The sequence below is a fragment of the Rhizobium sp. CB3060 genome (assembly GCF_025200735.1).
Taxonomy (GTDB): Bacteria; Pseudomonadota; Alphaproteobacteria; order Rhizobiales; family Rhizobiaceae; genus Rhizobium.
In genome coordinates this window covers 413,237-431,833 of the sequence record NZ_CP104160.1, presented here as the reverse complement: position 1 = coordinate 431,833, position 18,597 = coordinate 413,237, and the positions used below count along the sequence as shown (strand labels likewise).

The window sequence follows — 18,597 nt, the reverse complement described above, 5'->3', positions numbered from 1 at the left end:
GACTCCGATATCGCTTGCATAAATTCATATTAGGATAGGTACTTGACTATTCGGAAATTGTCTTGCCATATGCCCAAAACAAGAGGAGGAGCAGCGGAATGGTCGACGCGTCAAGCGACGAAATTTTGCTCAGAACCAGAGGGCTCACCAAAAGCTTCCGAGGGTTGATCGCTCTTCGCGACCATCAGATCGATTTGCGCAAAGGCGAGATCGTCGGCGTCATCGGCCCGAACGGGTCGGGAAAGAGCACGCTGTTCAACTGCATCACGGGTTTTTCGAAACCCACGTCGGGAGAGGTGTTTTTCAGGCACGACCGCATCAGCGGTTTGCGGCCATCCGCGGTCGTCGCAAAAGGCCTGGCTCGAACGTTTCAAGGCTCCCGGCTATTCGTATCTCTGACGGTGCGGGAAAATGTCAGGGCGGCCGCTCATCTGAGGCACCCCACGAATATCTTCGAGGCTGTTCTACTCACCAGGCAATATTTCACGACGCAGCAAACGGCAAACCGCCAGACGGAGGAACTTCTCTCCTTGGTGGGGCTGTCACAGCAAGCCGATCGGCTCGCTTGCGAACTTCCTTACGGCGATCAGCGACGGCTCGAGATCGCCAGAGCGCTGGCGACCGCCCCCGATATCCTTCTGCTCGACGAGCCCGCCGCGGGCCTCGATTCGGCGGAGACCAGACAGCTCGCCGACTTGATCAGACGTATCCGGGACAGCCGAGGCGTTACGGTCGTCGTGGTCGAACACGACATGGACCTGATTATGAATCTCTGCGAGCGCATCCAGGTGCTGGCTGCAGGAGAGGTTATCTGCGTCGGAACACCACAGGAAGTGCGCGAGCACCCGCGGGTGAGGGAGGCCTATCTCGGCCATGAATAGCAATGCGGGCAATCTACTGGAAATTTCAAATCTCACCGTCTCATTCGGCGCCGTACGCGCGCTAAAGGGGGCCACGCTCAACGTGGGGCATGGGGAGGTCGTGGCGTTGTTGGGTTCCAACGGCGCGGGCAAGACAACGACCTTACGGACGGTGTCCGGTCTTACCAGGCCGTCATCCGGTGTCGTGACGTTCGAAGGGACGAGTATTCTCGGGCTCACTCCGGAGAAAATCGTCAGGCTTGGCATTTCCCATAGCCCGGAGGGAAGGCGGCTTTTTGGCGGCTTGAGCGTTGCCGACAATCTGCGCCTGGGAGCCAGTACAAGGTCGGACGCTCATCAAATCGCTGCAGATCTCGACAACATGTTCACGCTGTTTCCGATCATCAAGCAGCGTATGTCCCAACTGGCAGGCACCCTCTCAGGCGGAGAACAGCAACAAGTCGCTTTGGCGCGGGCACTGATGGCCTCGCCACGGCTTTTGCTGCTCGATGAGCCATCCCTCGGCGTCGCACCACTTCTTGTCCGGCATATTTTTGAAGCCCTCCGAGAGCTAAAGCGTCGGGGCATGACGATGCTTCTGGTCGAACAGAACACAGCTCTAGCTCTGGACCTCGCTGATCGCGCATACGTTCTTCGAAATGGTCAGGTCGTGCTTACCGACGCCGCGTCGGACCTTCGGGGCGGGGAACGTGTTGCTCAGGCCTACTTGGGAGCATCACAATGAATTTCCTGGACTATGTGCTTCAACAGCTCCTCAATGCCGTAAGCCTCGGCAGCCTCTACGCCCTCGTCGCGGTCGGACTTTCGATCATATTCGGGATCATGCGTTTGACCAATTTCGCGCATGGGGACGTCATGATGGTCGGAGCCTTCGGTGCCGTTCTGTCCATCGCTGCGGGCGTTCCATTCATTCCGGCGATCGTCATAGGCGTCGCTGTCGCCTCAATGCTGGGCATCCTGATTGAACGGATCGCTTATCGACCCATCCGTAAAGCGCCGGATGTTGCGCGTCTGCTGACGAGTCTCGCGGTGACATACATTCTGGAGAATGTGGGTATTGTCATCTTCAGTTCGTCGCCGCGCAACTTTCCAATACCGACGTGGCTCGATGGGTCGTGGCAGCTCACCGGGGGTATCACCCTCACGAACATTACCCTTATGACAATCGCGGTATCGGCAGGTTCGCTGCTACTGCTTGGTTGGTTCACCACGCGTACCATCGCGGGATTGGGAATGCGTGGCGCCGCTGAGGATCCCGATGCTGCGCAGCTCGTGGGCCTCAATGTCAACAAGCTGATTATCATCGCCTTCTTGCTCGCCTCGGCCTATGCCGGGCTCGCCGGGGTCTTGTGGGCAGCTCAGGCGGGGGCGGTCGATCCTCAGATGGGCTTTACTCCGCTGCTGAAAGCTTTTGTGGCGGCGATCATCGGCGGTTTCGGCTCGATCGCCGGCGCGTTGGTCGGCGGGTACATGTTGGGTGCCTTGGAAATTCTGATCGTCGCTTTCCTGCCTTCGTCCGTGTCGCCCTACAGGGACGCGATCGTCTTCGCGTTGCTCATCGCTTTCCTGCTGTTCAGGCCCGGCGGCCTTCTCCAACCCAATCGCGAGATCAAGCTCTGATGTTGAAGTCACACGCAATCGGCGTCGCCCTCATCGCGCTCGCCATCTTGGCAGCATGGCTTCTGCCTGCAATAGCCAGCGACTACGTTAGCCGGATAGGCCTTCTTATGGCGCTCAACGGCATCTTCGTGCTTTCGCTTGCGCTGACCAATGGCTTTACCGGGGTTTTTTCTCTCGGTCACGTTGGTTTCATTGCGGTCGGGGCGTACGCCTCGGGCATTCTCTCCCTTTCCGTCCAGCAGAAATCGGCGCTGCTGCCCGACCTGCCCTTCTTGATCGCGCAAATGCATCTCGGGTTCTTTCCAGCCACCATTGTGGCCGGACTGATCGCCGCAGCGTTGGCTGTGGTCGTTGGATTTCCGCTCATGCGACTATCGGGCAACTTTGTGTCCGTCGCCACGATGGGTTTTCTCATCATCGTGAATGTCGTCCTGATCAATGCAAGCGACTTCACGCGCGGCGCGCGCACGTTCACAGGGGTGCCCGTCGACGCCAATCTGGCGTGGGCGGTGGGGTGGCTCGCCATCACCTTTTATATCCTGTGGCGTCTTGTCCATTCACCATTCGGTCGGGCGATGAAGTCCGTCCGCGACGACCAACTCGCCGCCAGTGCAGTCGGAATAAGCGTATTGAGAACGCGTCTGACTGCCTTTGTGGTGGGTGCATTCTTCGCAGGCGTCGGCGGATCGATCTTCGCGCACTACCTCGGTTCGTTTTCGCCGAAGACGTTCTACTTTGCGATGACCATGAACATCGTTGCGATGTTGGTCCTTGGCGGAATGGGGTCGCTCTCAGGGGCCCTGATCGGCGTCGTCTGCATATCGCTGATCACGGAAGTCCTACGGTCCGTCGAGAGGGGCTTCACCATTGGTGCTTTGGAAGTGCCAGCCGTTTTCGGCGCGAGCCAGATCATCCTCGGATTCATCTTCATAGTTGTCATGATCTTCAGGCCGAAGGGGATCATGGGCGACCGGGAGTTCACTCTCGGTTCAAAAGCTCGGCAATAACCAACCAAAAGGGGTAACACTATGCCAAGCCTTTCCAGGCGTGCCACGCTCACTCTCGGAATGATGGGCGCGATGATGCTCGCGACCACAGCCTCCGCCGCCGATGCGATCAAGATCGGGGTTCCGGCCAATATCACGGGAATCGAGGCGTCATTTGACGGACCCATGTTGAACGGCGCGAAGCTCGCGGTATCGGAGATCAACGCCGCCGGTGGTGTTCTCGGCCGTCCCATCGACCTTGTTACCTATGACACCAAGAGCGACACTGCGACGATCTCGACGGTCACGAGCCAGATGATCGAGAGCGATAAAGTCAAGGCGTTTATCGGTTTTGCCGATCCGGACAGCGTGCTGGCGGCAGCTCCTCAGATTGAAGCCGCAAAAATACCTCTGATTACGCCTGGCGCTACGTCGCCCAAGCTTCCCCTGCAGGTCGGCACGCAGGTTTTCCTTGCCTGCTTTGGGGATAACGTCCAGGCGGCGGTCGGAGCGGAGTTCGCGCTCAAGAAACTCAATGCCAAGAAGGGGTACCTGATCACCGACATGGGTATGGAGTATACGACCCTGCTCGCCGAATACTTTACGAAAGCATATGAGAACGGTGGCGGCAAGCTGCTGGGAACGGACACCTACAAAACCGGCGACAAGAACTTCACCGCCCAGGTGACGAAAATCAAAGCCCTGGGCGAGAAGCCGGATTTCATTTTCATCTCGGCTGGAGGCGACGAGATCGGCCTTATCCTCAAGCAACTGCGCCAAGCCGGGGTCGATATCCCTGTCGTCGGCGGTGACGGCTACGACACGCCGCTTCTTTTGGAGATGGGCGGCCCGGCTGCCAACAATACCTATTTCACGACCCACAGTTTCATAGGTGATGGCGCTTCGCCGAAGGTCGCCGCGTTCATGAAAGCCTACAAGGATGCGTATGGGCGTGCTCCGGAGAACACGTTCGCAGCCCTTGGCTATGACGCCATGAAGCTGATGGCGGACGCCATCAAGCGCGCCGGCAGTGACGACTCGGCAAAAATTCACGAGGCCATCAAGACGACTGCTGGGCTTGAAGGTGTCACTGGTACGATCACCTACAAGGACGGCAACCCAGTGCCGGAGAAGTCCGTGACCGTCATCGGCGTGAAGGACGGTAAGCTCTACCTTGCTTCGGAAGAAGCCCCTTCTTTCGTGCCGGCACCATGACCCGTTCCTCCCGAAACCCTTTGTGGGATATCTATCGGGAGGTGATCTCCTCGGCTGACTTCGTAGACCTGACCCACGCGTTCGGTCCGGGTCAGCCGCGGTTTTCAAGCTTCCCCGATGAGGAGCGGATGCTTGTGATGGATTTCGACAGAGGCGATATCGCGCAGGTCCATCGCTATAGCTTCGTCGGTCAGTGGGGGACGCACGTCGACCCGCCTGTTCATTTCGTCGATGGCGGACGCACAATCGATGAGCTTCCGGTTTCAGAGATGCTCCTGCCGCTCGTCGTCATCGATATTTCGGAAAGGGTCGCACGAGATCCCGATGCTACCCCGACGGTGGAGGATCTGACTGAATGGGAAGAGCGGCATGGCCGCATTCCCTCGGGTTGCTTTGTTGCACTCAGGACGGATTGGTACACCAGATGGCCGGACGCCGAAAAATTTGCAAACCGGGATCAGGACGGTCTCTCGCACACGCCGGGCTGGTCCAAATCCGTGTTGGAGATACTGCTCCTCGAACGCGGGGTAACGGCGATCGGCCACGAGCAGATAGACACTGATCCGGGTCTGGCCGTCTCCAGAGGCGACAGCGGCCTCGAGTTGTTCGTACTGCAGCAGAATGCGTGGCAGATCGAACTATTGCGGAATCTGGACAAGGTGCCGGAGGCTGGTGCCCTCGTTATGGCTTCATGGCCAAAGCCGAAAGGCGGGTCCGGATTTCCCGCCCGAGCCATAGCAATTGTGCCCCGCTGAAACGGCGCGAACCGCTCTCCAGTCTTCGGGCCAGGCAAGTGGCCGCTAGCTGGTGACGTGACGCGCCGGGCGATTATGAGCCCGCGGCCACGTAAATGAATCCCCTTCTTGGAACTCCTTCCGGAGGCGCGAAACTGCCTCGCTGGACGCTGAGCGACGTCGGGATCTTCGAAGGACATCTCGCGTCCAGCAAAGGTTGTCCCACTCCGGGAGGATTGGGTTCTTCATCGCGGATGAGATAGTCCGGTCTGCAAATGCAGTCACATTGAAAGAGGACATTCATGCCGTCGATCCGAGATGCACTCCCTGCCGACTACAATGCTTGGCGAATGCTTTGGGCGGCTTATCTCGATTTCTATCAGGTGCAATTGGAGGAGGAGACGACCCAAAGCACCTGGGAATCGGCAATCAACCCGTTGGTGCCGAGGCGGATCAGGGTTTTGGAAGTCGAAAACGATCTAACAGGCTTCGCACTGATCCAGTTTCAGACTTCCAGCTGGCAAGTTCGGCCCGTTTGCTACCTCGAAGACCTTTTCATTTCCGAGCGACACCGCGGGAAGGGTCTGGGTCGAGCCATGCTCGACAACCTCATCTGCGTTGCCAAGGAATCGGGCTGCTCCGAATTTTACTGGCACGCCCGGCGAGACAACACGCATGCGCGCCGTCTCTACGATCGCTATGTCAAAGAGGATGGCAACGTTCGCTATCGTTTGCCGATAGGTTGAGCGGCGTTGTCCCTCGGGTCGGGCTTCGGGCCCCCGGTGTCTGACTGGGCTTGTTGCGCCATTAAAGGGTTGTGACCACAACAGCCGGTGTTTCGGACATCCGCGATACCATTTTCCCGGAGCTATTTCGCGACAGGCACCGCGCTGCCTGCGCTGATGGCGTCGCCGCGACATTCTGCTTTGAAAGTTTAGAACATGGCGAATAGGATTGATCCGGGCCGTCCGAACTAAGCGTATCTTTGTCCTCCTTGGGGAGGATATTCTCGAAATCGACCGATCTCTAAATAGCTTAGATCGCGCAGACCATTTTGGTTTGCGCCGTGCCTTGGCGGGAGGCCAGGCAGAGCTAAGGGAGGTTCGATGATGAAGCGCACGATCGGGATAACGAAGGCCACTACGCTGGCACTCGCTATCACGCTACTCAATTCTTACGTGGCTGCGGCCGACGACGGTCGCACGGTGACGATCGCCCTGGAGGGAGCGTACGAACCATGGAATCTGACGCGGTCTGATGGAACGCTTGATGGGTTCGAACCCGAACTTGCAAAGTATCTTTGCGAAAAAGCGAAGCTCAGCTGCAAACTCATTGCCAATGATTGGGATGGCATGTTCACGGGTCTGCAGGCCGGGAAGTTCGACGTCATAATGGATGGTGTAAACATTACACCTGAGAGAAAGAAGCAGGTGGCCTTCTCGATACCCTACGCCAACACGCCCGCGGCATTTGTCGTAAACAAGACCGGTTCCCTGAATGAACTGCCCGATCTGAAAACCGTGCTGAAGCTTGATGATGCGGCCAAGGGAGACAGCGACGCAGAGGCGGTCATTTCCCGACTTCGCAAAGCACTGACCGGCAAGACGATCGGCGTGCAGATATCAACGGTGTACTCCGACTTCATTCACAAGAAATTCGGGGATGTGGCCGATATTCGAGAATACAAGACGCCTCCTGAACATGATCTTGACCTCACGGCCGGTCGAATTGATGTGGCATTCGATGATGCGACCTATTTCGGATCCGCTTTGGCCAAGCCCGACAATGCAGATCTAGCTTTTTCGGGCCCCGAAGTTGGTGGGGCCATCTGGGGCGGCGGGCAGGCTTTGGCGTTCCGTACGGATGACGCGGATCTCAAAACCAAGTTCGACGGCGCAATCAAAGCGGCATTGGCCGATGGCACCGTCAAGACGCTGGCTCAGAAGTGGTTCAAACGCGACGTGAGCCCGTAACCGGATCACGCTTCAGCTGCCCTTGCGTGGCCAAATCTACGGAAATCTGAAAATGAGCGACCTATTCTTGCTTGGATTTGGCAAGGGCGGCTGGGGCGGTCTGCTGCTTCAAGGGGCCGTGATGACGCTTGCTGTGACACTTGCAGCGCTGATCATCGGGGCAGTTCTTGGCGCGCTGATCGCCTGGGCCAAGCTCTCGCGATCACTGCCGGCGAACCTGTTGGGTGAGTGCTACACCGTCGTCTTTCGCGGCGTGCCGGAACTATTGATCATCTATCTCTGCTATTTTGGCGGATCGTCACTTCTTAGCGGCATATTCCATATAAGCGGCGTTGCAGGCTTCGTCGGGATACCGCCTTTCGTTGCCGGCGCATTGGGCGTCGGCTTGATCTGTGCTGCGTATCAGGCCGAGGTCTACAGAGGCGCCTACCTCGCGGTTTCGAAGGGTGAAATAGAGGCAGCCGTCGCCATCGGCATGCCGCGCCTGCTTCGGCTACGCAGGATACTGATACCGCAAATCATGCGCTTTTCCCTGCCGGGCCTCAACAACGTTTGGCAGATGAGCCTGAAGGATTCGGCACTGGTCTCGGTTACCGGCCTGGCGGAAATCATGAGGACCACTGACGTTGCTGCCAGAACCTCCCGGGAATACTTCCTGTTTTATGTGGCGGGGGCAACGCTTTACCTGATGTTGACAGCAGTATCGAACCAAGTTGTTGAAAAGGCTGAAAGCGTTACGGACAAGGCCTTCAAGCCTCGCACGGAAGAGGCGTGAAGATGGATCTCGTCTTTCTTGAGCAAGTTATGCAGGCCCTTCTCGAGGTGCTGCCTGTGACTGTCGCCCTTTTCGCGATCTCGGTTACCGCCGGAGGCCTTCTGGCGCTACTGCTGACATACTTGCGTGTCAGCAGCAACGTCGCCGCTCGCGGCTTCGCACGATCCTATATATTTATATTCCGTGGGTCACCGCTCTTGATGCAGATGTTCCTGCTCTATTATGGCCTCGGACAGTTTCCAATCGTCCGCCACAGCGTGGTATGGCCCATTCTCAGGGAGCCATTCTATTGCGCTTGTATCTCGTTGGCATTGTGTACGGCGGCTTATACTGCCGAGGTTTTCCGAGGGGGACTGCGCGCGGTGCCCGCCAAGGAGGTCGAAGCGGGCAAGGCCTACGGCATGTCCGGATTCCTCCTCTTCCGGCGCATAGTCGGACCGATCGCATTTCGTCATTGTCTGCCGGCATACTCAACCGAACTTGTTTCGATGATGAAGTCGACTTCATTGGCCAGTCTGGTGACGGTTTGGGAGGTCACCGGAATTGCAAACAAGATGATCAGTTCGACATACCGGACCTTTGAGATCTTCTTGTGTGCGGCGGCCATATATCTCCTCCTGAACTTCTTCTTGGTCCAAGCGCTCGGGGTGCTCGAGCGGCGCCTATCCCCGCACTTGCGGGCTCGACCCACCGGCGGTGCGACAGTTCACGCTCTTTGAGGAAAAACCAATGACACAGAACAGAAATGCAGCATTGATCATAAAGGATCTTCGGAAATCTTTCGGCTCACACGAGGTCCTCAAAGGTATCTCGCTCGAGGCTCACCAGGGTGACGTGATCTCGATCCTCGGGTCAAGCGGATCCGGGAAAAGCACGTTTCTGCGCTGCATAAACATGCTGGAGACACCAAGCACCGGGACGATTACGGTCGGCGGCCATACGATCCTCATGAAGACCAGACGGGATGGAAGCAGCGAGCCCGCTGACCGTCGCCAGGTCGACGCGATCCGCGCTGAACTCGGCATGGTGTTCCAGAGCTTCAATCTCTGGTCCCATATGACGGTTCTCGAAAACATCATCGAGGCGCCTGTCCACGTTCTCCGACGGCCGCGAAGCGAATGCATTGCGCGGGCTGAGGAGCTTTTGGAGAAAGTGGGACTCGCAGAGCGGCGCAACTATTATCCAAGTCACCTGTCGGGCGGCCAGCAGCAACGCGCAGCCATTGCCCGTGCCTTGGCTATGAATCCAAAAGTGATGTTGTTTGATGAGCCTACCTCCGCCCTTGATCCCGAACTGGTGGGTGAAGTCCTGAAAGTGATGCGTGGACTGGCTGAGGAAGGCCGAACCATGCTCGTGGTCACGCACGAAATGGCTTTCGCCCGCAACGTATCCAATCGCGTGCTCTTCCTCCACAAAGGTGAAGTCGAAGCCGACGGCACCCCGGACGAATTGTTTGGCAATACGCGCTCCGAACGTTTCAGGCAGTTCATCGCCTCAAGCGCCCACTAACATCTGCAAAGGACATCCCCATGAGCGTTCTAGTCCTTGGCTGCGGCAATATGGGCGCAGCTATCGCCTCCGGAGTCGATCAAAACCGGGACGAAGATGTCGTCGCGGTCGATCCTGACGCACAGCGCGCGAAATCGCTTCTGCCGCCAGGCAGCCGGGTGCAGGTATTCTCAGACCTTGCCCAATTAACGAAGCGGCGCTTTGACATTATCATCATCGGTGTCAAACCGAATTACGTCGGCGACGCCTTGCAGGCTTGTCAGGCCAGCCTTGCTGGGGCCCCAATAGTTTCCATTGCCGCTGGCGTCAGCTTGGCAACGATGAGAGAGGTTGCAGGACAACACGCAAGGCTGATCCGCGTAATGCCCAATCTTGCCGCTTCCGTAGGAGCGGGGATGACTGTGGGCTATGCGGATAACCTTGTCGACGTGGATGTTCTCGAGCGCGTCGAACGCGTCTTTGAAGCCGTTGGCCGCTTCCATTGGGTCTCTGACGAACACGACATCGATAAAGTCACGGCCGTTGCCGGCAGCGGACCTGGATATGTGTTTGCCTTCACGCAATACCTCGAGGCGGCTGCTGTGGAGATCGGGTTGCCGGCCGAACTGGCGGCGGCACTCGCTCGGCAGACCGTCGTGGGCGCTGGTCGCATGCTCGAGCGCGATCAACGCAGCGCGATCGATCTGAAGCGGGCCGTAACCAGCCCCAAGGGAACGACGGAGGCGGGCCTCTCGGTGCTTGAAGGGCCAAAAGGGCTCCCTGAGCTGCTCGACCGATGTGTCAGGGCAGCCGAACAACGCGCGATCGAGCTTCGGTAAATCAGGACGCCCGGCGCGGGTCCGGGAAAGTGGCCGTCGGCAGATCAGGTTGAAATCGCCGCTTGGAGAAGGGTATTGTCATCCTTCCCGATCTTTTCGTGAACGCCGGAGGCGTCATTTCGATCATGCTGGGCGGCCTGATCCGTCTGAAAGCGCGTCAGCTCCTTCTGCAGATGCAGCTGAATTTCTTTGGCTTCTTCCAGGGAGAGGCCAAAATCGTCGAGACGAGCCTCATCGACACTTCTCTTAACGTTGGCAATTTCGCGACGCTGTCGAACGCCGTCCACCCCCACAAGCTCGACGGAGATGATCATCTTCAATTGTGCGGTCAACGAGTACCCTTTCCAAAGCACTCGATTACCTGAATACCCTTACCCCCCCGTTTTTCCCGCTCTCGGTTTCGACGCTACCCGTGAAATCGGTAAAAAGCTGCCTGTCTTAGAGAGCCTGAACGTAGATGTCCGCTGGCTTGGCGGAATCCTCCATACGTTCTCATGTTCAATCCCGCGGACTATTAGAATGCGGTCCGTTCTGCCTCAAATAAGCAGAGTCGCAATCTTTCTCAGCGCCGCACTAAGTTCAACACGAGTAGGCGCACCGAGGCAAAGGCGAATCCCACTTTGATCACTTTCCGTTAATAGGGAAAGTGCAGGCTCGGTTACTAATATACGGTTTTCGCGTGCAGCGTCAGCAAGGGCGACCGCCGCAGAGTGGCGCATCGGGAGGAACATGTGGAATCCGTTTCCAATCCAAGCATCCGTTATGGACGCAAAGACTGAAGCAGCTAGCTCGTTGCGAGCAACCGCTTCTGAATATGTCATCGACGCGATATGGGATGCGACGCCGTCCACGACCCATCGATGCATGACAACGCTTGCAATCGGAGAGGCGCCGGACCCTTGCGCACGGATCACGTGCGCGAGCTCATCTAGTTGGTTGGATGGCGCGATTAGAATACCGATGCGCAACCCAGGCGTGAGTATCTTGGCTAAGCTGCTGATATAGTAAGTTCTTTCAGGCGCTAGATCGAGAAAACAGAGATGATCGGGGGCGGAGAAGGCTGAGTATACGTCATCTTCGATGATCAATATATCTCGGTGTTTGCAAATGCCCGCAATATCCCTCAGCCGCGAGCGCGACATTGTCTTGCCGGTTGGATTCTGTGCAGTCGGGTTCGTGAATAACACCAGACGCTTCTTCTTCGCCGCGACCTCGCACGCGGTCCTGTCGAGCGCCGATGGCAGGATGCCCTCATGATCAGTTCCTAGCCCGAGTAGTTCAAGGCCCAATAGACCAGCGATCCTCCGGAGACCGGGAAACGGAAGATCGTCGGTCATTATGCAAACATCCGGCGCGACCATCGTCGCGAGCACAACACAAAGTGCTTGCTGGCCCCCGTTACAGAGGATCATCCGCTCAGCATCCACGGAGGCGCTGTAGCGTTGCAGCCATCCCGCGAGTGCTAGACGATGCTGAAGGTCTCCCTGCGGAGGGGCATAGGCTCCGAAGGTCTTGGCGTCTATCGCCGACGCAAGCGTAGCCAGTGTCCCACTCAGCAATCGGTCCGACAGAATGTTTGGAGGTACGTTCACGCTTAGGTCGATTGTCTCGGTGATCGCGAGGTTTTGGCCGGTCGCGAACATGCCGCAGCCGTGGACCGATGAGGCTAGGCCCTGGCGCTCCAGCAGTGCATAGGCCTTCGTTACCGTTCCCAAACCAACGCTTAGTCGGTAGCTCAAGTCCCTTTGGGCCGGCAGCCGCGCGCCGGGGGGGATCTTTCCACTTATCAGATCCTCCGCGATCGCAGCGGCGAGCCGATGATAAATGGGCTCATTGCCTTTGGCGAGTCGTGGCTCCCAAGGCGATTTCAGCAGCATATTACCTCCAAAAAGTGTCACGCTACACAATAGTTATAGCATAAAAGTGTCTCGTGCTATAGCTTATACATAGTCGAAATCAACGCGGGTATTGGGCGTAAAGCTTATGTTTGACGATATCGATGTGACTCTGGACAGCCTTGCTAAGAAATTCGCTGACAGGCGCGACAAGCACTTAGGTTACCCTTATAATCTAGACTTTGACGCCCGACCAATATCTCAATTTACTAACTTTCTAATAAATAATTTGGGTGATCCATACGTCGGTTCACACTATGCGACAGAGGTCTGCGACGTTGAGCGCGAAGTGGTCGACTGGATGATGCGGGTTTGGGAGTGTCCCGATCCCGAAGAATACTGGGGGGTAGTAGGCGCGAGCGGAACTGAAGGTAATCTCTGGGCGATATACATTGCCCGCGAGACCCTTGATAACCCTGTCCTGATACACTCCACTGAGGCGCACTACTCGCTTCCAAAGGCGGCCAAAATCTTACGGATCGAGGCTGTGACCTGCGAGGCCGACCATTCCGGCGCCATTTGTCAGGATGCTCTCCGAGAGGTTATTCACGCAAATCGTCATCGCAGCGTCATTCTCGCATTGACCTGTGGAACAACCATGAAAGGGGCGCACGACGATATCGGGTGCTCCATTGGTGCCCTGGACCAAGTCGGGATCGATCCGAGCCGGCGATTTATCCACGTCGACGGTGCCCTGAATGCAATGATACTTCCGTTTGTCGATGAGTCACCAAGCGGTATCCGCCCCTCCTTCCGGCACAGGGTTGACAGCATCTCAACCTCGGGACACAAAATGATTGGCACGCCGATGCCCTGCGGCGTCCTCGTTGCACGTCGTGAACATGTCCGTCGAGTGGCGTCCGTTGTGAGCTACTTGCGTTCCGATGATACGACCCTCATGGGATCGCGAAACGGCCATGCCGTTCTCGCCATCTGGAACCGCCTGACGCGCCTTGGCGTTGCCGGTTTTCGCCAGAATGCCCAAATATGCATCGAGCGGGCGGGTGACTTAGCGGGAGCGCTCCGCTCGGCCGGTGTCCCGGTACTGCTCAATCCATGGTCCTTGACGGTTGTGTTTCCGAAACCGTCCGAGAGGCTGGTCAAAGAATACCAGCTCGCATGCCACGGGGACTCTGCCCATGCGATTGTTATGCCAAACGTCAAAGCTGATCTCATTGACCGGTTTGTCGGCGACTATACCGCCGAATCGCGCTGCTATTCTCGGCAAAAGGTGCATTCATGAACGCTCGTGCTCAACCGCTCTACAACGGAATCGAAGCGCCCGACCGCTACGCCCACTACCGCTTCGATCGGTCCGTCATTTCTGACATCAAGACTCTTGAAACTGATAATTGGCATGGCCCGCTTTATATCATGAAGGATTATGCCGTGATCGCCGCCTCCATGTGGCTGGTTATTGGGGTGAGCTGGTGGTTCTACCCCCTTGCGCTGATAATCATCGGGGCCCATCAGCGAGGTATCTCAACCATTTTGCACGATTCCGCGCACGGGGTGCTGACAAAAAATCGTCTGCTGAACCTCCTCCTCGGCACGCTGCCGACAGCTTGGCCCATCTTTCAACGCTACTTCGCTTATAAGGAATCGCACGTCCACACGCATCATCCCTTCCTCGGGAGGGCCGATGCCGATCCTGACCTGGAATTCTTCATCGCCGAAGGCGTCTTTACACCTCAGACGGATCGCTCTTTCGTTTGGAAGGTCATCATCCTGCCCCTGCTTGGATCGAAAACCTACGCGTATCTGAAGTATCTAGTGCGCAATAGATACCAGATGATCCTCGATAGCCTTTCTGGCAAGGAAAGCTCAGTGCGGGTGAAGCGCGGAGAAAAATGGCGCTACGAGTTTGATCGTTGGGGTTTCTACGCGTTCTGGGCTTGTAACGCCATGCTGGCTCTAGCATACGGCTACTTGTCTGAAGTAGTCCTTCTCTGGGTCGTTCCCTACCTCACGTCATTTCATATCATCGGCTGGTTTATCGAGATGTCTGAGCATTGCAGCTCCATCGACAACCAGACCGTCAACCTGAATATGGCCCGGAACCGCCGCAGCCGCCATTTAGAGAAGTGGCTGACCGCGATCAATAACGACAACTATCACCTCGATCATCACCTCGATCCGACAACTCCATTCTGGCGCTTGCCCGAAGCACATGCCATCCGCATGAGGGACCCCGTCTATGCGGCGCATTGTTCCGAAACGGGCGGGATCTTCCAGTCTGGTGAAAATGGTGAGCCTTCGATCCTGAAACTAATTCGCGATCAGAACCGAAGGCGCTTCGCCGAAAGTGCGGGATTACCGGCTTGAACGCTACGCATACACAAGATTGTATCTCCCGGAGTGACCTAATGTTGACGAATCCCCAGAAAAATGACCCTGCAACACAATTCGGTCCAACGCCACCCATGCATGCGGAGACGATAGTTCTGCATGGCGGTTACCGATGCGACCCGGCGACTCTGGCCACGACTGTACCGATTTATCTCTCCAATGCCTATGCGTTCGAATCCATTGATCACGCATCAGACGTCTTCGACCTCCGCCGCGAGGGGCGCACTTATTCGCGGTTGATGAATCCGACAACGGATATATTCGAGCAACGCGTTGCGGCTCTGGAGGGTGGCGTCGCCGCTTTAGCGACCTCGTCAGGGCAAGCCGCGATTATGCTTGCGATCCTGAACATTGCCGCTGCTGGAGATAATATCGTAAGCTCTGCTCACTTGTATGGCGGAACAATCAATCTGCTCACCAGCACGTTTCAGCGGCTTGGGATCGAAACCCGCTTCGTCGATCCGAGCGATCCCGAACGTTTCCGCGAAGCCTCGGACGACCGTACGCGCTGTTGGTTTGCCGAAGCCCTTCCCAATCCGAAGCTCAGTCCCTTCCCGATCGTTGAGGTCGGGGCGATCGCGCGTGACCTCGGGATTCCACTGATCATCGACAACACGTTGACGCCCCTCATCTCGCGCCCACTTGAGCTAGGCGCCCATGTAATCGTGCACTCCACTTCTAAATATATTTGCGGCCACGGCACCACGATTGGCGGCGTCATCGTTGATGGCGGCACCTTCGATTGGACTGCTCATTCCGACCGTTTTCCGTTGATGACACGACCTGACGGCTCCCATGGCAACATCCTCTGGCTTGATGCAGCGCGCGACCTGTCAGGTCCCTATGCGGCCAGCCCGTTTCTGCTCAAGATGCGGAACACGCTCATGCGCGACTTTGGACCCTGCCCGTCGCCATTCGCATCTTTTCTCTGCATCCAAGGACTGGAAACGCTAGCCTTGCGAATGCCACGACATTGCTCTAACGCCCGCCACCTCGCCGAGTATCTGAATGCACATCCTGGCGTTGTGGAGGTGACGTATCCAGCTTTTGGCGGGACGGTCGAACGGCATCGCGCCGAGCAAAACATGGGCGACTCTGGTGGCCCCATGATCGTGTTCGAGATCGCTGGAGGCATCCAGGCCGGGCGCCGTTTTATCGAGCGCCTGCGACTTGCCTACCATGTTTCAAATATTGGCGACGCTAGAACGCTCGCCACGCATCCAGCCTCGACGACACATGCTTCAGTCCCGCGCGAAGCGCGTCTTGCTGCTGGCGTTCGTGACGGAACAATCCGGATCTCCGTCGGGCTTGAGCACATCGAGGATATCATCGCCGATATCGGGCAAGCGCTAGAGGACTCCTAATCGTGGCCGCAATAGTAGACAACCGCCCTGCGATCGTTGGTGTCGTTTCCGACGGCCGCACCATGGACAGCGTCGGCTATGAGACCGTGCGCGTTCGTTATCTCGAAGCTCTGCGTTCGACCGCGGGTGTCTCACCGCTCATGATCCCAGGGGGACTTGCTGAAGAGGATTTGCAGGCGTGCCTTTCGGTCCTCAATGGGGTGCTGCTGACTGGGGCGGAGTCGAATGTATCGCCTTCACTCTATGGGGGGCCAGAAGCTTGTTCAGAGACGCTCGATCTCAACCGGGACAAAACAAGCATTGCTGCGATCAAGATTGCTCTATCATCGGGTATTCCGCTGTTCGGAATCTGCCGTGGGTTGCAGGAACTCAACGTCGCGCTCGGCGGCACTCTCTCAAGCGACATTTCTAAAGGCGAAGGACGGATCCCCCATATGGAAAACCTCGCACTCCCGCGCGACCTTCAATACGCGCCCTCTCATGCAATCCTAGCCGAAGGAAACGGCTACATCGCCGAATGTATCCGCCGCTCGCAAAAGGGTGCAGTCCTGGTCAACACTCTGCATCGCCAGGGGATCGCTCGTTTGGCGGACGGCCTTGCGGTTGATGCGCGGTGCGTGGATGGCGTCATCGAAGCTGTATCTGTAAAAGATGCCACAACCTTTGCCGCCGCCGTGCAATGGCATCCTGAATGGTTTCATGCTGAGGATTGGCTCAGCGTCGAAGTCTTCCGTGCATTCGGCGAAGCCTGCCGCTCGCACATGACAGCAACAAAGTTACGCCCATGAGAAACGCTTATCGTTCGTCAATCGCGGGGGCCGGTTTTGCACTGCTTGCAGCTCTGTCCAACGGAACCGTCGGGGTGTTTTCCCGATCTGCCTTTAATAACGGCCTTGATCACACTGCGGTAGCATTTTGGCGCTGCGGCATCGCACTTTGGCTGGTCTCGATCGCCATCCTTTTACGGTCGGGGGGCTTGGCACGATTGGTTTCCGCATTCAAGGGGTCATGGAAGATCGCCGTCTGCTCCGCACTTGGCATCTTCACGCTTTATCATTTCGAAACTCAAGCTTTTGCCTACGCCCCAATCCCACTGGTCGCCATCCTTGTTTTCGCTGGCGGTCTGGGTGCAATCGCGCTCGACATCCTCATCCTTAGGGAAAGGATAACCACGCGAAAGGCGTTCGCCATGATCATGGTTTTTCTTGGAGGTTACTTCCTGATTGCCGGTGATGGCCTAACGACCGGAAGTACAATGGGTGTCAGCCTTGCGCTTGTCGCGGGGCTAGGATACGCCAGTTTTATATTCAGCTGGAAGTTCTTCAAGCTTCGCTCGTCCCTGGAAACCTTCTGGTGGTTCCTGGCTTATGGCTTTGTTATGCTCGCTGTTCCCTATGCTTGGAGTGGAGCGCCAATCCCGTCAGCAAACGCACTTCCAAGCTTGCTATCGTTGGGGATTATCCCATCACTCTGCGGGTTCTACTGCACGATACTCGCGCTTCAGCATATTGAGGCATACAAGACGCAGGTCATCGAATCGAGTGAGCCCTTCTTTTCAGCGCTCCTCGCAGCGTTGTTCTTCGGAGAATGGCTGACAGGGCCGGGCATGATTGCAGCAGCGACCATCGTCGTCGGCGCCTTCATAACGTCCATTCCTGAGCGTGCCGTCTCCATGCAAGTGCGACCAGTTGGCGAACGGGAGTAAGGGGCTGTGCTGATGAGAGCGGGAAAAACGTGGGGGTAAGGGTATTCAGGTAATCGAGTGCTTTTGGAAAGGGTACTCGTTGACCGCACAATTGAAGATGATAATCTCCGTCGAGCTTGTGGGGGTGGACGGCGTTCGACAGCGTCGCGAAATTGCAACGTTAAGAGAAGTGTCGATGAGGCTTGTCCGGCGGAGATGTCATGGTCTTCAGCGACGGAGAAGTTGGCTTGCAAAGCATCGTTGTCAGCGCAACACGCCAGCCCATTACACATATTCTTGACTGGTTTCATCTATCGATGCGGCTGCGGCACATTGAACAGGCGTGGGAGAGCATCAAGTATCTCCAGGATCTGAACGTCTATCTTCGAGACGTTGCGGTGCATGTACCAAGGCATCGACATCTCCTATGGAGGGGATATGTCCGAGCGGCAACCGAGGCCGTAAAGCAGATGCTTGCCCAATTGGATCAGCACGCCGGGCTGCGCGATGCGAACGGCAAAGTCAGGCGACAATATGAACTGATCAACAATTTGCGCACTTACGTGATCCAGAACGAAGCTTCGATCGTCAACTACTGCCAGCGGCACTGGTCGGGCTTGCCGATATCTAGCTCACCGGCTGAAAGTGATGCCAACAGCCTCGTCAATGCCCGCATGAACAAGAAGCGTCAGATGCGTTGGTCGCCGATTGGCGCTCATCGCGTTCTTCAAGTCCGAGCCGCCGTTGCGGATGGTCGACTTAAGCAGGCAAAGCTAAATCTTGCGGCGTGACCC

The 18,597-nt window shown here is 56.9% G+C and carries 18 protein-coding genes and 2 pseudogenes; 18 read left to right on the top strand and 2 right to left on the bottom strand.

Going from position 1 to position 18,597, the window contains the following annotated elements; all coding sequences use genetic code 11:
• The first annotated feature begins 98 nt into the window (after positions 1–98).
• The 12 genes from N2601_RS31620 (at position 99) to proC (ending at position 10,511) form a co-directional block, all read left to right on the top strand.
• A complete protein-coding gene (locus N2601_RS31620; RefSeq protein WP_260305446.1) occupies positions 99–881 on the top strand; it encodes an ABC transporter ATP-binding protein in 783 nt (260 codons plus the stop codon).
• Positions 874–1,605 (top strand): ABC transporter ATP-binding protein, encoded by a 732-nt coding sequence (locus N2601_RS31615; protein WP_260305445.1) that lies wholly within the window; start codon positions 874–876, stop codon positions 1,603–1,605. Before N2601_RS31620 ends, N2601_RS31615 begins: the two co-directional genes overlap by 8 nt.
• Positions 1,602–2,501 carry a branched-chain amino acid ABC transporter permease gene (locus N2601_RS31610; RefSeq protein WP_260305444.1) on the top strand — a complete coding sequence of 300 codons (900 nt, stop codon included), beginning with the start codon at positions 1,602–1,604 and terminating at the stop codon, positions 2,499–2,501. Before N2601_RS31615 ends, N2601_RS31610 begins: the two co-directional genes overlap by 4 nt.
• Positions 2,502–2,608: 107 nt before the next feature.
• Positions 2,609–3,508 carry a branched-chain amino acid ABC transporter permease gene (locus N2601_RS31605; protein WP_260305443.1) on the top strand — a complete coding sequence of 300 codons (900 nt, stop codon included), beginning with the start codon at positions 2,609–2,611 and terminating at the stop codon, positions 3,506–3,508.
• A gap of 21 nt (positions 3,509–3,529) precedes the next feature.
• Complete coding sequence (locus N2601_RS31600) at positions 3,530–4,702, top strand: ABC transporter substrate-binding protein (protein WP_260305441.1); 1,173 nt, start codon at positions 3,530–3,532, stop codon at positions 4,700–4,702.
• Complete coding sequence (locus N2601_RS31595) at positions 4,699–5,457, top strand: cyclase family protein (protein WP_260305439.1); 759 nt, start codon at positions 4,699–4,701, stop codon at positions 5,455–5,457. The genes N2601_RS31600 and N2601_RS31595 overlap by 4 nt, the downstream gene beginning before the upstream one ends.
• Before the next feature lie 281 nt (positions 5,458–5,738).
• Positions 5,739–6,182: a GNAT family N-acetyltransferase gene (locus N2601_RS31590; RefSeq protein WP_260305438.1), complete on the top strand. Its 444-nt coding sequence runs from the start codon at positions 5,739–5,741 to the stop codon at positions 6,180–6,182.
• A gap of 360 nt (positions 6,183–6,542) precedes the next feature.
• Complete coding sequence (locus N2601_RS31585) at positions 6,543–7,409, top strand: transporter substrate-binding domain-containing protein (RefSeq protein WP_260305437.1); 867 nt, start codon at positions 6,543–6,545, stop codon at positions 7,407–7,409.
• A gap of 52 nt (positions 7,410–7,461) precedes the next feature.
• Positions 7,462–8,184, top strand: a complete 723-nt coding sequence (locus N2601_RS31580; RefSeq protein WP_260305436.1) for an ABC transporter permease — start codon at positions 7,462–7,464, stop codon at positions 8,182–8,184.
• 2 nt (positions 8,185–8,186) lie between these two features.
• A complete protein-coding gene (locus N2601_RS31575) occupies positions 8,187–8,903 on the top strand; it encodes an ABC transporter permease (RefSeq protein WP_260305435.1) in 717 nt (238 codons plus the stop codon).
• A 10-nt stretch (positions 8,904–8,913) separates the two neighbouring features.
• Entirely contained in the window at positions 8,914–9,693 is a 780-nt protein-coding gene (locus tag N2601_RS31570; protein ID WP_260305834.1) for an ABC transporter ATP-binding protein, read from the top strand.
• Between the two features lie 20 nt (positions 9,694–9,713).
• A complete protein-coding gene (gene proC / locus N2601_RS31565; RefSeq protein ID WP_260305434.1) occupies positions 9,714–10,511 on the top strand; it encodes a pyrroline-5-carboxylate reductase in 798 nt (265 codons plus the stop codon).
• Between the two features lie 119 nt (positions 10,512–10,630).
• Here the strand turns inward: proC and N2601_RS31560 are convergent.
• Both N2601_RS31560 and N2601_RS31555 read right to left on the bottom strand, forming a co-directional pair.
• A pseudogene (locus N2601_RS31560) lies at positions 10,631–10,843 on the bottom strand (hypothetical protein); the annotation flags it as partial.
• 204 nt (positions 10,844–11,047) lie between these two features.
• Complete coding sequence (locus N2601_RS31555; protein ID WP_260305425.1) at positions 11,048–12,388, bottom strand: aminotransferase-like domain-containing protein; 1,341 nt, start codon at positions 12,386–12,388, stop codon at positions 11,048–11,050.
• 106 nt (positions 12,389–12,494) lie between these two features.
• Between N2601_RS31555 and N2601_RS31550 the strand changes: the two genes are divergently transcribed.
• From N2601_RS31550 to N2601_RS31525, 6 genes and pseudogenes are all read left to right on the top strand, one after another.
• A complete protein-coding gene (locus tag N2601_RS31550; protein WP_260305424.1) occupies positions 12,495–13,649 on the top strand; it encodes a histidine decarboxylase in 1,155 nt (384 codons plus the stop codon).
• A complete protein-coding gene (locus N2601_RS31545; protein WP_260305423.1) occupies positions 13,646–14,731 on the top strand; it encodes a fatty acid desaturase in 1,086 nt (361 codons plus the stop codon). Before N2601_RS31550 ends, N2601_RS31545 begins: the two co-directional genes overlap by 4 nt.
• A gap of 41 nt (positions 14,732–14,772) precedes the next feature.
• Positions 14,773–16,119 carry an O-acetylhomoserine aminocarboxypropyltransferase/cysteine synthase family protein gene (locus N2601_RS31540; RefSeq protein ID WP_260305422.1) on the top strand — a complete coding sequence of 449 codons (1,347 nt, stop codon included), beginning with the start codon at positions 14,773–14,775 and terminating at the stop codon, positions 16,117–16,119.
• Positions 16,120–16,121: 2 nt separating this feature from the next.
• Positions 16,122–16,907 carry a gamma-glutamyl-gamma-aminobutyrate hydrolase family protein gene (locus tag N2601_RS31535; protein WP_260305421.1) on the top strand — a complete coding sequence of 262 codons (786 nt, stop codon included), beginning with the start codon at positions 16,122–16,124 and terminating at the stop codon, positions 16,905–16,907.
• On the top strand, positions 16,904–17,824 hold the full coding sequence (locus N2601_RS31530; RefSeq protein WP_260305420.1) for a DMT family transporter: 921 nt from the start codon (positions 16,904–16,906) through the stop codon (positions 17,822–17,824). The genes N2601_RS31535 and N2601_RS31530 overlap by 4 nt, the downstream gene beginning before the upstream one ends.
• Before the next feature lie 182 nt (positions 17,825–18,006).
• Positions 18,007–18,594: pseudogene (locus N2601_RS31525) on the top strand (ISKra4 family transposase); the annotation flags it as partial.
• Positions 18,595–18,597: the final 3 nt, after the last annotated feature.

Bases quoted from the DNA above. Each gene is read 5' to 3' on its own strand.
- N2601_RS31620 (WP_260305446.1), top strand. From the start codon at position 99: ATGGTCGACGCGTCAAGCGACGAAATTTTGCTCAGAACCAGAGGGCTC.
- N2601_RS31615 (WP_260305445.1), top strand. From the start codon at position 874: ATGAATAGCAATGCGGGCAATCTACTGGAAATTTCAAATCTCACCGTC.
- N2601_RS31610 (WP_260305444.1), top strand. From the start codon at position 1,602: ATGAATTTCCTGGACTATGTGCTTCAACAGCTCCTCAATGCCGTAAGC.
- N2601_RS31605 (WP_260305443.1), top strand. From the start codon at position 2,609: ATGGCGCTCAACGGCATCTTCGTGCTTTCGCTTGCGCTGACCAATGGC.
- N2601_RS31600 (WP_260305441.1), top strand. From the start codon at position 3,530: ATGCCAAGCCTTTCCAGGCGTGCCACGCTCACTCTCGGAATGATGGGC.
- N2601_RS31595 (WP_260305439.1), top strand. From the start codon at position 4,699: ATGACCCGTTCCTCCCGAAACCCTTTGTGGGATATCTATCGGGAGGTG.
- N2601_RS31590 (WP_260305438.1), top strand. From the start codon at position 5,739: ATGCCGTCGATCCGAGATGCACTCCCTGCCGACTACAATGCTTGGCGA.
- N2601_RS31585 (WP_260305437.1), top strand. From the start codon at position 6,543: ATGATGAAGCGCACGATCGGGATAACGAAGGCCACTACGCTGGCACTC.
- N2601_RS31580 (WP_260305436.1), top strand. From the start codon at position 7,462: ATGAGCGACCTATTCTTGCTTGGATTTGGCAAGGGCGGCTGGGGCGGT.
- N2601_RS31575 (WP_260305435.1), top strand. From the start codon at position 8,187: ATGGATCTCGTCTTTCTTGAGCAAGTTATGCAGGCCCTTCTCGAGGTG.
- N2601_RS31570 (WP_260305834.1), top strand. From the start codon at position 8,914: ATGACACAGAACAGAAATGCAGCATTGATCATAAAGGATCTTCGGAAA.
- proC (WP_260305434.1), top strand. From the start codon at position 9,714: ATGAGCGTTCTAGTCCTTGGCTGCGGCAATATGGGCGCAGCTATCGCC.
- N2601_RS31555 (WP_260305425.1), bottom strand. From the start codon at position 12,388: ATGCTGCTGAAATCGCCTTGGGAGCCACGACTCGCCAAAGGCAATGAG.
- N2601_RS31550 (WP_260305424.1), top strand. From the start codon at position 12,495: ATGTTTGACGATATCGATGTGACTCTGGACAGCCTTGCTAAGAAATTC.
- N2601_RS31545 (WP_260305423.1), top strand. From the start codon at position 13,646: ATGAACGCTCGTGCTCAACCGCTCTACAACGGAATCGAAGCGCCCGAC.
- N2601_RS31540 (WP_260305422.1), top strand. From the start codon at position 14,773: ATGTTGACGAATCCCCAGAAAAATGACCCTGCAACACAATTCGGTCCA.
- N2601_RS31530 (WP_260305420.1), top strand. From the start codon at position 16,904: ATGAGAAACGCTTATCGTTCGTCAATCGCGGGGGCCGGTTTTGCACTG.